This window comes from Streptomyces sp. NPDC102437 (assembly GCF_044765565.1).
Taxonomy (GTDB): domain Bacteria; phylum Actinomycetota; class Actinomycetes; order Streptomycetales; family Streptomycetaceae; genus Streptomyces.
On the sequence record NZ_JBIWKI010000058.1, the window covers coordinates 19,025 to 32,359 of the forward strand.

Genomic DNA, 13,335 nt, shown 5'->3' on the forward strand with positions numbered 1-13,335 from the left:
CCGCTCAGCCGGCCGGGCGCCCCGCGTACGCCACCGGGTCGGCCAGCACCTCCGTCAGCACCAGCGCCGCCGCGCCCCGTGCCGCGTCACCGGCGACGGACGAGGCGCGCAGCCGCCCGTTCCCCGGGGACCAGAGCCCCGACACCACACGGCCGGTCAGCTCCTGGTCGGCGGGCGGCGACAGCCACGGCATCAGGTTCCGGTAGATTCCGCCGAGCACCACCGCGTCCGGGTCGAGCAGATTCACCGCCCCGGACAGCACCCGCCCCAGCATCCGGCCGGCCTCCGCGACAGCGGCCACCGCCCGTTCGTCCCCCGCGCGGGCGCGCCGTTCCAGCTCGGCCACCCCGGCACCGCTGCCGGGCTCCGTGATCCCGGCGGCCCGCAGCAGCGCCGCCTGTCCCGCGTACTGCTCCAGGCAGCCGCGCGAGCCGCACCGGCACTCCGGCCCCTCGGCGTCCACCACCACATGCCCGATCTCCCCGGCGAATCCGTGCGCCCCGCGCAGCAGTTCACCATTGACGACCAGCGCGCCGCCGACACCGATCTCGCCGGTCAGGTAGAGGAAGCTGCGCAGCTCGTCGAGTCCGCCGAACCAGAGCTCGGCCAGCGCCGCCAGGTTGGCCTCGTTCTCGGAGGCCACCGCCATCGCCTCGTGTCCGGGGCGGGCGCGGGCGAGCGCGGCGGCGAAGAGGTCCTCGGCCGGAACCCGGTTCCAGCCCAGGTTGGGCGCCTGGCGCACCGTACCGCCGGAAACCAGTCCGGGCAGGGCGAGGGCCACGCCGACCGGGCGGAGTTCCTGCTCGCGCGCCGACTCCAGGGTGCGTGCGGCGATGCCGGCGGCCCGCGCCAGGACCTCCCCGGGCGGTGCGCCGCGGTTGTCGAGGTGCTCGGTGAGCCGCACCCGTCCGGTGCCCGCAAGGTCCACGACGCACACCGACACGTAGTCGATGTTGACCTCCACCCCCAGCCCGGCGGGCCCGGTGCGTGCCACCTTGAGCGCGGTGCCGGGGCGGCCCGCCTGACCGCTGAACGTCTTGCCGGACTCGGTGAGGAAGCCGGTGGCGAGCAACTGCTCGACGAGCGAGGACACCGCGGCCCGGGTCAGCCCCACCCGTGCGGCGACCCCGGCTCTGGTCGCCCCGCCCTCGGCCTCGTCGCGGACGGCGCGCAGCACCAGGCTGAGGTTGCTCCGGCGCACGGTGTCCTTGTCGGCCTTGGGCCCCAGCGGTGTGACGTTGCTCTTCATGTCGGAGCCGAGCCTATGCGATCCCTTGTGCGACTCCCGGGTGCGATCCCTTCCTGATGCCCCGGCCCGTTCAGAGCGCGCAGCGGAATCCGCCGTGGCCCGTCGTGCTGCCCGGGTTGAGGTGCGGGCGGCCACCCGGTAGCGGGTGCAGTAGGAGCTGTGGCAGAGGTAGGAGCCGCCGCGCAGGACCCGGTTCGCGTCGGCCGGCGGTCCGACGGGATCGATGCGGGAGGCCGGGCGGTCGGCGAGGTTCCAGTCGGCGCTGAACCGGTCGACTTCCGGCTGCCGGACGGGGCCGAGCTGGTCCCCGCGCGGGTGCAGGTCGCCGTGTCATGACCGGGGCCGGCCCGTCAGAGGCGGAGGATTCCGCCGTGAACGGGCCGGCCGCGCGGGGTGCGGGAAGCGGGAACGTCCGGCACTCAGGCCTTCGAGCCGCGCTCCTTGAGCATGTCCGCCATGAGCGCCATCTCCGACTGCTGGCCGCGCACCATGCCCGCCGCCAGGTTCCTGATCTCATCCGTGTCCGCCGAGGTGGCCGCCGCCGCGGCCATCTCCACTCCGGCCTGGTGGTGCGGGGTCATCAGCTTCAGGTACAGCACTTCGGCTGCCCTGCCCTTCGCCGCCCGCAGCTCGTCGAGTTCGGTGCCGGTCGCCATGCCGGGCATCAGCGAACCGTCGCCCCTCGGCGTGAAGGGGTGGTTCATCCACTTCATCGGCACGGCCGAGGAGGACTTCGCCCGGCCCCACATCTCCAGCCAGCCGAGCATCATGCCCCGCTGATTGGCCTGCGTGTTGATGATGTCGTACGCGAGCCGGCGCACCGCCTCGTCGGACGTGCGGTCCCGGACGATGAACGACATCTCGACCGCCTGCTGATGGTGGATCGACATGTCACGGGCGAACCCGACATCGACCGAGGTGTCCGAGGGGGCGGTCGCGGCGGAACCCTCGGCGGAGGGGGAGCCCGCCGACGAGGACGGCCGTACGAGCATGAGCGCCACCAGAACCGCTGCCAGCAGCAGCACCACGCCGCCGGCCAGCATCATGGGGCGCGAGGAGCGGACCGAGGACGTCACTGGGCGACCCCGCCCGTGCAGGCCGCGCCCGGCTCCGGGGTCTGCGGGCCCTGCACGTACTTGGTGAAGAACTGATCGACGCGCGCGTCGGCGGCGCCGTTCACCGTGGCCTGCTTGCCCCAGGCGCTGAGCATGAGCGGGTCGGCCTGGTCCTCGACCGGGCTCATCAGGGAGTACGGCGTCGACTTGACCCGCTCGCGGAGCTTCTCGATGTCGGCCGGCTTCGCCTTGCTCGTGTACGTGACCCAGACCGCGCCGTGCTCCAGGGAGTGGACGGCGTTCTCCTTCGGTATCGCCTTGGTGTAGACGTCGGCGTTGCAGTTCATCCAGATCGGGTTGTGATCTCCGCCGACCGGCGGGTTCATCGGGTAGTCGACCTTCTTGTCGACGTGGTTCTGGGTGAGCTTGTCCCAGGTCCGCTCGCCCTTCACCGGAGAGGACTTGGCCTCGGTCTCGGCCTTGTCCTTGTCGTTGGCGGCGGACATCAGATAGCCGCCGCCCGCGACGAGCGCGGCGACCACGGCGACGGACGCGGTGATCGTGATGATGCGATTGCGGCGCTCGCGGGCCCGTTCCTTGCGGCGGGCCTCCTCCAGCTTGGCGCGGCGTGCGGTGGCAGTGGCGTTCTGTTGCTTGGCGGATTCCATGGGGGTCCTTCGGTTCAACGGAAGTGAGGGAGCTGAGGGCATGCGGAGTCCGTTCCCCGGGTGTCGCGGGGAACGGGGCCTGCCTCTAGATCCGCTGAACCTGCAGACGGAGATGGTCGACTTCCCGCACGGCGTCGTTGGACGGGCCGCGGATCGCGGCCGCGCCGGTGAGCGGGGCGACAACGGTGACGGTCGTGCCGGGCAGGGCGGCGGGTGCGCTCTGGCCGGGCAGCACGACCGGGGTCGAGTGCTCGGAGCTTCCGTGGCAGGAGCTGCCCATGCCCCGGTCCTCGGGGGCGTCGGCCACCACGATGCGCGCGAGCGCCTGGTGCGTGGGTGTGATGGTCCGGGCGACGGCCGCCGGCTCGGCGGCGGAGGCGTGCGCGGCCGGGGCCGTGATCGAGCAGCACGAGACCATGGCGAAGAGCACGAACAGCCAGCCGAACACGGCCGACGCGCAGGTGTTCTGCGTTTGTCGGCGCGTCGCTTCGCTCAGCCCGGTCATCCCGTCATCGTACGCGGTGTGTGAAGTTTCAATGAGGGGTGGGAGGGGGTGGACCGGCCGGATGCCGTGCGGGTGCCCCCTGGCACGATCGTCCGTGGGAGGGGGCACCCGGGGCGGCGGGACGTCAAGGGGCCGAGGTCGAGGCGGACGGCAACTTCAACCGAATCGAACGGGGTGACACGCTCTGCCGCGCGGGCGGCCTCGTCCGCCGATGGCGCCGCATCGAACCGAACACCGGGTCCTCGTCGCAGGCATCGCCGACCACGTACAGGTGACCGACGAGCAGGCCGGCTGACGGACTGGGCGACGGGGGGAGGGTGGGAGGCCGGCTGACGGGCAGGTCGACCGGGCGGGTTCGGCCGACCGGCGCGCGATCGGCCGCGACGGCTTGTCCCCGTGCCATGATGCGCCCATGCCGTACTTGGTGCCGCCCCACATTCCCCCGGGTCGCCTCGCGGACTCCGCCCAACCGGTTCTCGCCGCCGACGACGACCTGCTGCTGCGGCCGTGGCGGTGCGCGGACGCCCCGTCGGTCGTCGCCGCCTTCTCCGATCCGGCTATCCAGCGCTGGCACATGCGCCGGGCCGACAGCGAGGACGAGGCGCGCGGCTGGATCGAGCAGTGGCAGGAGGCCTGGCACGGCGAGACGGCGGCCCACTGGGCCGTCGTGCGTCCCCAGGGGGCGGGCGACGGAATCGGGGAAGTCCTCGGCCGGATCTCGCTACGCTCACTGATCCCGGAGGGCGGCCAGGCGGAATGCGCCTACTGGGTGCTGCCGGCCGCCCGCGGACGGGGCGTGGCGCCGCGGGCCGTCTCGGCGCTCGCACGCTGGGCGTTCGACGAGGTCGGGTTCGAGCGGCTGGAACTCGAGCACTCCGTCCTGAACGAGGCGTCCTGCCGGGTGGCGGCCAAGACGGGGTTCGCCCTGGAGGGAACCCGGCGCCGCTCCCAGCTGCACTCCGACGGCTGGCACGACCTGCATCTGCACGCCAGGCTCCGCGGGGACGACGCGAAGGGCTGACCGCGACCGGGGCGGTGCAGGCCGTTCGCTTCGTCCCCCGCCAAGCCGTGCGCTCAGTCCCGTTCCACGTCCACCTCGGTGAGCCGCGCGTACCGTCCGGGGTCGGCGCGCCTGATGCGCAGCGCCACCACGGCCCCGGCCACGAGCACCACCGGCAGCGGCAGCAGCAGCGCCACATTGACCGCACCCGTGCGCCCGGTGAGCAGGTCGAAGTGGAGTATCGCGAGCACCGAAAGGACCGCGAGACCCACGAAGGCGATCAGTGGTGCGACCGCGACCCGCCAGACCGACATGCCGCGCCGCTCCCGGCGGAAGAAGAAGCAGACGGCGAGCGCGGCCAGGGCTTGCATGATCATGATGCCGAGCACACCGGTGCTGTTGGTCCACAGGAAGATCTCCGCGTACGGATCCGCGTCGATCAGGGCACCGCCCACCACGATCACCAGGCCGAAGACGCTCTGCACGACGACGGCAGCCACCGGTGAGCCCTGACGGGGCGACACCCGGCCCAGCCTGCGCGGCAGCAGACCCTCGCGGCCCAGGGCGTAGAGGTAGCGGGCCGCGGCGTTGTGGAAGGCGAGGGTCGCGGCGAACGCGCTGACCACGATCAGCACATGCATGGAGTCGGCGAGCCACGGGCCGGCGAACCGGTCGGCCGCGTGGAACGTCAGCTGCGGGCCGTCCGAGGAGCGGGCCATCGAGACCGACTCGTCCGTGCCGAAGCTGCCCATCAGGATCCACACCCCGGCGGCGTAGAACAGCGCCAGGAATCCGATCGCGACAAAGGTGGCACGGGGCACGGTGCGCTCCGGGTCGCGTGCCTCCTCGGCGTAGATCGCGGTCGCCTCGAAGCCCGTGAACGCGCCGATGACCAGGACGAACATCCCCGCCATGCCGCCCGAGGAGGTCAGCATGGACGGGTCGAAGGACGTGACGTCCAGCGCGGCGGTCCCCCGGTCCGCAAACACCCCGACGTCCATGACCAGCAGCACCAGGACCTCCAGGACCAGCGCCACCCCCAGCACCTTCGCGCTCAGGGTGACCCGCAGCCAGCCCAGTACCCCGGTGCCCAGCACGCAGATCGTCGCCAGCGGCCACCAGGGCAGTTCCGCACCGGTGAGATCGCTCAGGGTCGTCGAGGCGAAGTAGCCGAACCCGGCGGCGACACCGGGGGCGATGAGGTTGTACGAGAGCGTCGCCAGGTAGGCGGTGGCGACACCGGGCGTACGGCCGAGCCCTCGGGCCACGTACGCGTAGAAAGCCCCGGCGTTGCGCACGTAGCGGCTCATCGCGGTGAACCCGGCGGCGAAGAGCACCAGCAGCGCCCCGGAGACCAGATAGCCGAGCGGGGTGCCCGGACCGCCGATCCCGATGGCGAACGGTGCGACACCTGCCAGCACGGTCAGCGGTGCGGCCGCCGCCACGACGAAGAAGACCAGATCGAAGGTGCCGATCTGCCCCTTGGCGAGGCTTCCGGACGGACCGCCGGAAGGCGGGGCGGTATCCCGCAGGGCCTCGGGGGCCGAGGCGGGGGAGGCGGGCGGCGGGACGGCCGTCGAGGGTTGCGTCATCGGTGGTTCCTCAGGTGCGAACGGGCGGCGGGACGCCGAAGCCGATGCCTGCTCCAGGCATGGGTCGGCGGAAAAGACCAGTTCAGGGCGGCCGGAGTGGGCGCGGCGCTCAAGCTATCTGGTATACCGAATACCAAGCAAGGGGGGTACGGAAGGTTTCCGGAATCTGCGATGATCGCGGCACGGGAGCCGGAAAGAGACCGGCTCCGACGGGCAGGAAGCGAGTCCATGAGCAGCAGCCGAACCGCCGGTCCCACCGCCACCGGCACCATCGGTGCGGCACATCAGTCGCTGCGCGACCAGGTCTATGTGGAACTGCGCGAGCGGATCATCGACGGCCGCTACCCCTCCGGGCACCGGGTCGTCGAGCGGGAACTCGCGGACGAGCTGGGGGTGTCCCGTATCCCTGTACGGGAGGCCATCCAGCGGCTGGAGACCGAGGGGTTCATCGCGGCGCAGGCGCGCAAGGGCGCGTTCGTCGCCCCGCTCGGCCCGGCCGAGGCCGCGGACTTCTTCGACATCCGGGAACACCTGGAGGCGCTGGCGGCCTCGCTCGCCGCCCAGCGCGCCGACCGGGCGGGCCTGCGCACCCTGGAGAAGCTGCTGGAGCGGGCCCGCCGCGCCGCCGACTCCTCCCGCCGGACCCGCGAACTGGGCTCGGTCCATGCCGACTTCCATCAGCAGATCGTCGTCATGTCCGGCAATCCGTTGCTCCAGGGCCTGATGGCACCGCTCGACGGCCGGCTGCGCCGCTTGTTCAGCCTCACCTCCGAGCCGGGCGACGGTCCCATCATGTGCGGGGAGCACGAACTGCTCTACGAGGCGATCCGCAGCGGCGACGCCGAGGCGGCGGAACGTATCACCCGCCGCCATGTGGCCGGGACGCGTGAGACCGCGATGCAGATGCTCGCCGCCGGCACCGCTGACTCCTGATCCGGAACAGCCCCTGCCGCCGGCCCCGTGGATCCCGGCCCCGGCCCCGGCCCCGGCCCCGGCCCCGGCCCTGACCCTGCCCCGGACGGCCGACCCGCGCACGACGTCGCGCACCACCTGTCGCGCACCACTCAAGGAGACCCACGCCCATGGCGACGCCCGCCCCCGCCCGCCCCAACGTCCTGTTCACCGCCGTCCGCTGCGCCGACGGGCGCACCCGTGACCTGCTGGTCTCCGAAGGCCGGATCGCCGCCTACGACCCCGCGGAGCTGCCCGACGGCTGCCTGACCGTGGACGCCCAGGGAGCCCTCGCCCTGCCCTCGCCCGTCGACGCGCACATCCACCCCGACAAGTCGACCTGGGGCGGGCCCTGGCTGAGCCGGGAGCCCGCCGACACGCTCCGGCACCTGATCGAGGGCGACGTACGGGCCAGGGCCGCCTTCACGGATCCGGTGGCGGAGCGGGTCGGGGCACTCATGGACCGGGCCATAGCCCGTGGCACCCGCGCCATGCGGGCCCATGTGGATGTCGCCCCCGTCCACGGCCTGTCCGGAGTGCACGGAGTGCGGGCGGCGGCCGATGCCCGCAAGGACCTCATCGACGTCCAGATCGTCGCCTTCCCCCAGCTCGGCCTGTTGAGCGAGCCCGGCACCGCCGAACTGATGGAGCAGGCCCTGTCCGAGGGCGCCGATGTGGTCGGCGGCCTCGATCCGATCGGCATCGACGGAGACATGGAGGGCCAGTTGGACTTCGTGTTCGGGCTGGCCGCCCGCAAGGGCGTACCGCTCGACATCCATCTGCACGACGGCGGACCGGCAGGTATCCGCCAGGTCACCGAGATCGCCCGGCGTACCGTCGCGGCGGGGATGCAGGGGCACGTCACGCTCGGCCACGCTTTCGCCGTCGCCGAGCTGGACGGCGCCGGGACCGAGTCCGTCGCCGCGCTGTTGGCCGGGGCCGGTGTCTCCCTGGTCACCTGCGCGCTGGGCGGTGACCCGGTCCTGGACCCCGCGCGGCTCACCCCGCACGGTGTGCGGCTCGGCGTCGGCTCGGACGGTGTGCGCGATGCGTGGACGCCGTTCGGCGACGGCGACATGATCGCGCGGGCCCATCTGCTCGCGTACCGCACGGATGCCCGCACCGATGCCGAACTCGCCGCCTGCTACCAGGCGGTGGCGCAGGGCGGCGCCGCCCTGCTCGGACTGCCCGCCTCCCGGCTGGAGACCGGCGACCCGGCCGACTTCGTCCTGGTGGCCGCGGGGTCTCTGCCCGAGGCCGTGGTGGACCGCCCGGTCCCGTCCATGGTTGTGCGCGAGGGCCGGATCATCGCCCGCGAGGGCCGGCTGGTCCGGTGAGCGCGGGGCCCGGCATGACGACGGGGCCGGTCAGCCGCGATCGAGCGCGCGATCGGTGAGGGCACCCGCGCAGCCGGTGTAGCGGGCGGGGTCGGTCAGTTCGCCCAGGTCGAGACCGGCGAGTTCGGGTTCCTCGTCGAGCACGTCGGCGAGGACGTCGGACAGGTCCGTGGTCTCCGCGCGGGCCCGGTCGGCGGCACCGGCCAGAACCTCCTGGGCGCGCTTGCGGCCGATCCGTTCGGCGAACACGGCGGCCAGCCGCTCCGAGACGATCAGCCCGTCGGTGAGCTGGAGATTCTCCCGCATGGCGTACGGGACGACGCGCAGGGCCCCGGTGAGTTCGGCGGCGCAGCGAGCGGCTCCGCCGACGAGCCGCAGCAGCTCGCGCAGCGGCTCCCACTCGGCGTGCCACACCCCGGCCGGCCGCTCGTCCTCGGCGGCGAGCGATCCGTACAGCGTCGCCGCCAGCCCCGGGGCACGACGGGCGGCCGCCGCGATCAGCGTGGCGTGCACCGGACCGGCCCGGTGCGGCATGGCGGACGTATCATCGCCCTGCCCCTCGGCGACCTCACCGATCTCGGTCCGGGAAAGGCTGAGCACATCGGCCGCCGTCTTGCCGAGCGCACCTGCGGTGAAGGCCAGCGCGCCCGCCAGGTCCGCGATCGGGGTACGCAGGGTGTGCCACGGCAACAGCGGTTCGGCCAGGCCGAGTTCGCTCGCGAACGCCTGGACGAGGGGCAGCCCCGGATCGATCGCGTCGATGTCGTCGGTGGGCGCGTACGCCTCGAAGGCGGCCAGCGTTCCCGCCACGCCGCCGAGTTGAACGGGAAGCGACTCCCGTACGGCCGAGAGGCGGTCCCTCGCGTCGAGGATCAGCGCCCGCCACCCCGCCGCCTTGAGCCCGAAGGTGGTCGGCACGGCGTGCTGGGTGAGGGTCCGGGCGGCCATCGGGGTGTTGCGGTGCATTGTGGCGAGCAGGGCCACCGCGTCCGCGGTCCGCGCCAGGTCGTCCAGGAGCGGAGCCAGGGTGCGTGCGGCGACCAGCATGGCGGCGGTGTCGAGGATGTCCTGGCTGGCCGCGCCCCGGTGCACGTACGGCCGGTTGTCCGGCGACACGGCGGCGACGAGGTCCATGACCAGCGGGATGACCGGATCGCCGGCCGAGCGTGCGCGCAGCGCCAGATCCCGTACGTCGAACCGGCCGGTGTCGGCCGCCGCGGCCGTCACCGCCTGCCCCGCCCCCGCGGGGGCGAGCCCGCACTCGGACTGGGCGCGGGTGAGCGCTGCCTCGGCGTCGAGCATCGCCTGCAGGAAGGCGCTGTCGCCGGTGGCCGTCTCGGCGGGGGAGCCGGCCCGCCCGGGGGCGAGCAGTCCGGCATCGCTCTCGTACATCGACTCAACTCCAGAAGACCCCGGCCATGATTCGCAGGACAGACCCTAAGGGCTGTCCCGTAATCCCTGGTGGATCAGCGTGCGGCGTCAGACGCGGTGCAGTCGCAAGGCGGAGGGACGCCTGAATACTGGATGTATTCGGGCGTCCCGACAACGCGGCGAGGTGCCGTGGCTGTCGTCGCACGCCCGCCAGGGATTATGGGACAGCCCTTAGCCTTCGCCGCCCGTCCGGTGGATGCCGAACACCGCACCCTGCGGGTCCCGCACGACCGCGATCCGCGGCCCGTCGGGGATGTCGGTCGGCGGCATCAGCAGTTCGCCGCCAGCACCCTGGGCCGTGGCGGCCGTCGCGTCGACATCCGCCACGGCGAAGTACGGCAGCCAGTTCGGCGGTGCCTCCGGCGGGAACCGGTCGTCCATGACCAGCATCCCGCCGAAGTCTTCACCGGCCACGCCCCACTGCGTGTACCGGTCCGACGCGGCGTTCACCGTCCACCCGAAGACCGCCGGGTAGAAAGCGAGCGCCTGGTCCGCCTCGCGGGTGACGAGCTCGACCCAGCCGAGCGCACCGGGGTCGTTCAGCCGCTCGGCACCGGCGAAGGCGCGTCCCTGCCACAGCGAGAACACCGCACCGGACGGATCGGCGACCACCGCGAACCTGCCCTGGTCGAACACGTCCATCGGGCCGACCAGGAGCGAACCGCCCGCCGACTTCACCCGCTCGACGGTGCCGTCCGTGTCGTCCGTGGCGAACGAGACCGTCCAGGCGGTCGGCTGACCGGGCTGATAGACCGGGCTGAGCGCGGCCACGCGTGCGTCGCCGAGGCGCGCCATCGTGTAGCCGCCCGCCTCCTCGCGCGGGTCGGTCTCCGGGCGCCAGCCGAAGAGTGCCGCGTAGAACGACTTGGCGGCCGGGATGTCGGGGGCGCTCAGCTCGACCCAGCAGGGGCCGCCGGTCACCGGTTCGGTGAGCTTCATTCGGTTTCCTCCGTGGCTGCGTGGACACGCACGCGGGCCCGCGGCTGCCGGTCCTCGCGCAGTTGAACGCTATGACCTCGGGCCGGGCGCGGCCATCGGAAAAATATATTTTACAGGTGTAATACCTGCTAAAGTATTTGGGTGAGTGATACAACTACCCGGTCCCGGCGGCCCTCCGTCCGCAGACTCCCGCTGGCGGCCCCGCTGCGCCTGGCCCGGCCCTCGGACATGTGGTTCAAACCGGCACTGAGCGTGGTCGTCGCCACCGCCGTACCGGATCTGGCGCTGTTCGCCACCGACCGCCTCGACCTCGTGATGTACACGATGGCCGGCTCGCTCTGTGCGCTGTACGGCCACAACCTGCCGTATGCCCGGCGTGCCCGCGCCGTCGCCGGAGTCGTCGTCTCCATGGTCATAGGCCTGGCGATATCCCTGGTCGCGGCCTCTCTCACCGGGTCCACCGCCGTACTGATCGCGGTGGGGGCGCTGCTCGCGGCGGCACAGAAGACGCTCTGCGACGCCACCCGCATCGGCCCGCCCGGACCGGTGATCTTCACCTTCGTCACCTCCGCGGCCCTTTTCGTCCCACAGCAGCCGGGCCAGGTGCCCGGCCATCTCGCGCTGACCCTGGCCGCGGGCGCCATCGCCTGGCTGGTCACGGCCGGCCCCGCGCTCGTCCGCCGGGAAGGCCCGGAGCGCCGGGCGACGGCCCGTGCCCTCGACGCCGCCGCGGCGTACCTCGCCGACCCCGGCCACCGCACCCGGCACGCCGCGGCCGCCACCGTGCACGCGGCCTGGCAGACCCTGCTCGCCGCCGGACGCCCCTCGCCCGTACGCCGGTCACTCGAACGGCTCGTCGTGCACGCCGAAGCCGCCCTCGCCTCAGGCACCCTCGGCGACGTACCGGCCCTTCCGGCCCCCGACCCGGAACAGCTCCGCGCCTGGGCCCGGCGGACCCGCGCCCGGGGCCCCGTCCCCACCCCGCCTCCCGCCCCCGGCACCACGGAGGAACTCTTCGGCATCGACGCCGAACGGGCCGCCCGCGGCACGAGCCGTCGCGAGGCCCGCCGCGCGCTGCTGCGCAGCATCTCCCCGGGCTCCCCGCTGCTGCCCATCGGCGCCCGCGCCCTCGTCGGCTGCGCCCTGGCCGGCTACGTCTCCCAGGCGGCCGGCGTCGGCCGCCCCTACTGGGCGATCGTCACCGCCGCCTCCCTGTACCAGGCCAATGTGACCCTGTCCTGGAACCGGGCCCTCCAGCGCACCCTCGGCAATCTGCTCGGCGTCCTGGTATTCGCCGCGATCCTCCCGGTCAGCCGCACCGGCCCGCTGGCCCTCATCGGCTTCTGCCTGTTCTTCGGCTTCGCCGCCGAGGCCCTGATCACCCGGAACTACTGGCTCGGCTCCGTCGCCGTCACCCCGATGGCACTGCTGGTCCTGGAATTCGGCGGCACCCACCCGGCCGGTGAACTCATCGGTGACCGCGTTCTGGACACCGTCATCGGCGCCGGGGTGGGCATCCTCGCCGCCATGCTGGTGACCAACCGCCGCGCAGCCGGACGCCTGGAGAAGGCGCTCGCCGCCACCGACCTGGCCCGCGCGCACGCCGTACACGCACTGGCCGCCCCGCAGCCGACGCCCGCCGCGCTCGACGCCGCCCGCCGCAGGCTGACCGGATCGCTCGTCGAACTGCGCGAGGCCGACGACACGGCGGCGGGCGAATGGTGGCAGCGCGCCCTGCCCCAGGAGCGGGTCCTCGCGGTCGAGCAGGCCGGACACCGTACGCTCGCCGCTACAGCAACACGGCGGGGGTCGATCGCCCGCGCCCCGGAGAACGGAGCGGTGTGACCGACGACATCGTCGCCACGGTGGTACGGCAGTGGCAGGCCGTCAACCCGGAACTGGACACCGGACCGATGGAGCTCATCGGCCGCATCAACCGCTGCGCGGCTCTGCTCCAGCAAGCCGAGGACGCCCCGCTGCGCGAGGCCGGGCTGACCCGGGCCGAGTTCGACCTGCTCGGTGCCGTACGCCGGACCGACCGCGAACTCACCCCCGGCGAACTGGCCAGGGAGACGTTCTCGTCCGGCGCCGCCGTCACCAAGCGGCTGCGGGTCCTTCAGGAACGCGGTCTCGTCGACCGCCGCGGCGACGACCGCGACCGCCGGGTCAACCACATCCGCCTCACCGAGGAGGGGCGCGCGCTGGTGGACATGTTGCTGCCCCGGCAGCTCGCGTACGAACGCGCGGTGCTGTCCGGTCTCGACGAGCGGTCCCGAGCGCAGCTCAGCGCCCAGCTCAGCGAGTTGCTGCTGCAGTTGGAGGGGCGGATCGGCGGCGGCCGGCGCTGAACCGGCGCCGGCGCACGGGGCCGTGCCCACGGCACCGGGAAAATGCCGTGCGGACGGTGGTGCGCCGCTGCTAGCGTCCGCCATATGAAGCGCGCTGCCATGACGACGACGCCGGAGAGTGTCCCGGCGCGCTGACAGCTGTGCAGTGAGAAGCCCCGGGGCGAGCTTGAGTTCTAGTGGTCGTCGCAACACCCCAGCTCAGGGGATGCGATGGACTTCGAGATCCGGGAGGACCGTCACCGGAAGGGACGCCGTCTGAC

Annotated in this window: 13 protein-coding genes; 6 read left to right on the forward strand and 7 right to left on the reverse strand. The window is 72.9% G+C overall.

Annotated elements, in window-relative coordinates; translation table 11 throughout:
* Positions 1 to 4 precede the first annotated feature (4 nt).
* The gene (locus tag ACIRJP_RS37685; RefSeq protein WP_404184622.1) at positions 5 to 1,249 is read right to left on the reverse strand and encodes an ROK family protein; all 1,245 of its coding nucleotides are present in this window, start codon (positions 1,247 to 1,249) and stop codon (positions 5 to 7) included.
* 159 nt (positions 1,250 to 1,408) lie between these two features.
* Between ACIRJP_RS37685 and ACIRJP_RS37690 the strand changes: the two genes are divergently transcribed.
* Complete coding sequence (locus tag ACIRJP_RS37690; protein ID WP_404184625.1) at positions 1,409 to 1,585, forward strand: hypothetical protein; 177 nt, start codon at positions 1,409 to 1,411, stop codon at positions 1,583 to 1,585.
* Between the two features lie 83 nt (positions 1,586 to 1,668).
* On the opposite strand, the gene ACIRJP_RS37695 is transcribed toward ACIRJP_RS37690, so the two are convergent.
* The 3 genes from ACIRJP_RS37695 to ACIRJP_RS37705 form a co-directional block, all read right to left on the reverse strand.
* Positions 1,669 to 2,295, reverse strand: coding sequence for a DUF305 domain-containing protein (locus ACIRJP_RS37695; RefSeq protein ID WP_404184657.1), 627 nt, complete (start codon positions 2,293 to 2,295; stop codon positions 1,669 to 1,671).
* A 26-nt stretch (positions 2,296 to 2,321) separates the two neighbouring features.
* Positions 2,322 to 2,972 carry a DUF3105 domain-containing protein gene (locus ACIRJP_RS37700; protein ID WP_404184628.1) on the reverse strand — a complete coding sequence of 217 codons (651 nt, stop codon included), beginning with the start codon at positions 2,970 to 2,972 and terminating at the stop codon, positions 2,322 to 2,324.
* An 85-nt stretch (positions 2,973 to 3,057) separates the two neighbouring features.
* Entirely contained in the window at positions 3,058 to 3,477 is a 420-nt protein-coding gene (locus ACIRJP_RS37705) for a hypothetical protein (protein WP_404184630.1), read from the reverse strand.
* Positions 3,478 to 3,889: 412 nt separating this feature from the next.
* Between ACIRJP_RS37705 and ACIRJP_RS37710 the strand changes: the two genes are divergently transcribed.
* Positions 3,890 to 4,498 (forward strand): GNAT family N-acetyltransferase, encoded by a 609-nt coding sequence (locus tag ACIRJP_RS37710; RefSeq protein WP_404184633.1) that lies wholly within the window; start codon positions 3,890 to 3,892, stop codon positions 4,496 to 4,498.
* Positions 4,499 to 4,551: 53 nt separating this feature from the next.
* Here the strand turns inward: ACIRJP_RS37710 and ACIRJP_RS37715 are convergent, their stop codons facing one another.
* On the reverse strand, positions 4,552 to 6,069 hold the full coding sequence (locus ACIRJP_RS37715) for an APC family permease (RefSeq protein WP_404184636.1): 1,518 nt from the start codon (positions 6,067 to 6,069) through the stop codon (positions 4,552 to 4,554).
* A gap of 228 nt (positions 6,070 to 6,297) precedes the next feature.
* On the opposite strand from ACIRJP_RS37715, the gene ACIRJP_RS37720 reads away from it, so the two are divergent.
* Together ACIRJP_RS37720 and ACIRJP_RS37725 are read left to right on the forward strand one after the other, a co-directional pair.
* Positions 6,298 to 7,002, forward strand: coding sequence for a GntR family transcriptional regulator (locus tag ACIRJP_RS37720; protein ID WP_404184639.1), 705 nt, complete (start codon positions 6,298 to 6,300; stop codon positions 7,000 to 7,002).
* A 149-nt stretch (positions 7,003 to 7,151) separates the two neighbouring features.
* Complete coding sequence (locus tag ACIRJP_RS37725; RefSeq protein WP_404184642.1) at positions 7,152 to 8,357, forward strand: amidohydrolase; 1,206 nt, start codon at positions 7,152 to 7,154, stop codon at positions 8,355 to 8,357.
* Positions 8,358 to 8,387: 30 nt separating this feature from the next.
* Here the strand turns inward: ACIRJP_RS37725 and pcaB are convergent, their stop codons facing one another.
* Both pcaB and ACIRJP_RS37735 read right to left on the reverse strand, forming a co-directional pair.
* Positions 8,388 to 9,749: a 3-carboxy-cis,cis-muconate cycloisomerase gene (pcaB, locus tag ACIRJP_RS37730; RefSeq protein ID WP_404184645.1), complete on the reverse strand. Its 1,362-nt coding sequence runs from the start codon at positions 9,747 to 9,749 to the stop codon at positions 8,388 to 8,390.
* A gap of 210 nt (positions 9,750 to 9,959) precedes the next feature.
* Entirely contained in the window at positions 9,960 to 10,727 is a 768-nt protein-coding gene (locus ACIRJP_RS37735; protein ID WP_404184648.1) for a VOC family protein, read from the reverse strand.
* 141 nt (positions 10,728 to 10,868) lie between these two features.
* Here ACIRJP_RS37735 and ACIRJP_RS37740 point away from each other — a divergent pair, with 141 nt between their 5' ends.
* Both ACIRJP_RS37740 and ACIRJP_RS37745 read left to right on the forward strand, forming a co-directional pair.
* Positions 10,869 to 12,572: an FUSC family protein gene (locus ACIRJP_RS37740; RefSeq protein ID WP_404184651.1), complete on the forward strand. Its 1,704-nt coding sequence runs from the start codon at positions 10,869 to 10,871 to the stop codon at positions 12,570 to 12,572.
* Entirely contained in the window at positions 12,569 to 13,075 is a 507-nt protein-coding gene (locus tag ACIRJP_RS37745; protein ID WP_404184654.1) for a MarR family winged helix-turn-helix transcriptional regulator, read from the forward strand. The genes ACIRJP_RS37740 and ACIRJP_RS37745 overlap by 4 nt, the downstream gene beginning before the upstream one ends.
* The last annotated feature ends 260 nt before the right edge of the window (positions 13,076 to 13,335 follow it).

What these genes read in the sequence shown, in the direction of transcription:
- ACIRJP_RS37695 (WP_404184657.1), bottom strand. Translation starts at nt 2,295, where the DNA reads ATGATGCTGGCCGGCGGCGTGGTGCTGCTGCTGGCAGCGGTTCTGGTG.
- ACIRJP_RS37705 (WP_404184630.1), bottom strand. Translation starts at nt 3,477, where the DNA reads ATGACCGGGCTGAGCGAAGCGACGCGCCGACAAACGCAGAACACCTGC.
- ACIRJP_RS37700 (WP_404184628.1), bottom strand. Translation starts at nt 2,972, where the DNA reads ATGGAATCCGCCAAGCAACAGAACGCCACTGCCACCGCACGCCGCGCC.
- ACIRJP_RS37735 (WP_404184648.1), bottom strand. Translation starts at nt 10,727, where the DNA reads ATGAAGCTCACCGAACCGGTGACCGGCGGCCCCTGCTGGGTCGAGCTG.
- ACIRJP_RS37710 (WP_404184633.1), top strand. Translation starts at nt 3,890, where the DNA reads ATGCCGTACTTGGTGCCGCCCCACATTCCCCCGGGTCGCCTCGCGGAC.
- pcaB (WP_404184645.1), bottom strand. Translation starts at nt 9,749, where the DNA reads ATGTACGAGAGCGATGCCGGACTGCTCGCCCCCGGGCGGGCCGGCTCC.
- ACIRJP_RS37685 (WP_404184622.1), bottom strand. Translation starts at nt 1,249, where the DNA reads ATGAAGAGCAACGTCACACCGCTGGGGCCCAAGGCCGACAAGGACACC.
- ACIRJP_RS37720 (WP_404184639.1), top strand. Translation starts at nt 6,298, where the DNA reads ATGAGCAGCAGCCGAACCGCCGGTCCCACCGCCACCGGCACCATCGGT.
- ACIRJP_RS37715 (WP_404184636.1), bottom strand. Translation starts at nt 6,069, where the DNA reads ATGACGCAACCCTCGACGGCCGTCCCGCCGCCCGCCTCCCCCGCCTCG.
- ACIRJP_RS37725 (WP_404184642.1), top strand. Translation starts at nt 7,152, where the DNA reads ATGGCGACGCCCGCCCCCGCCCGCCCCAACGTCCTGTTCACCGCCGTC.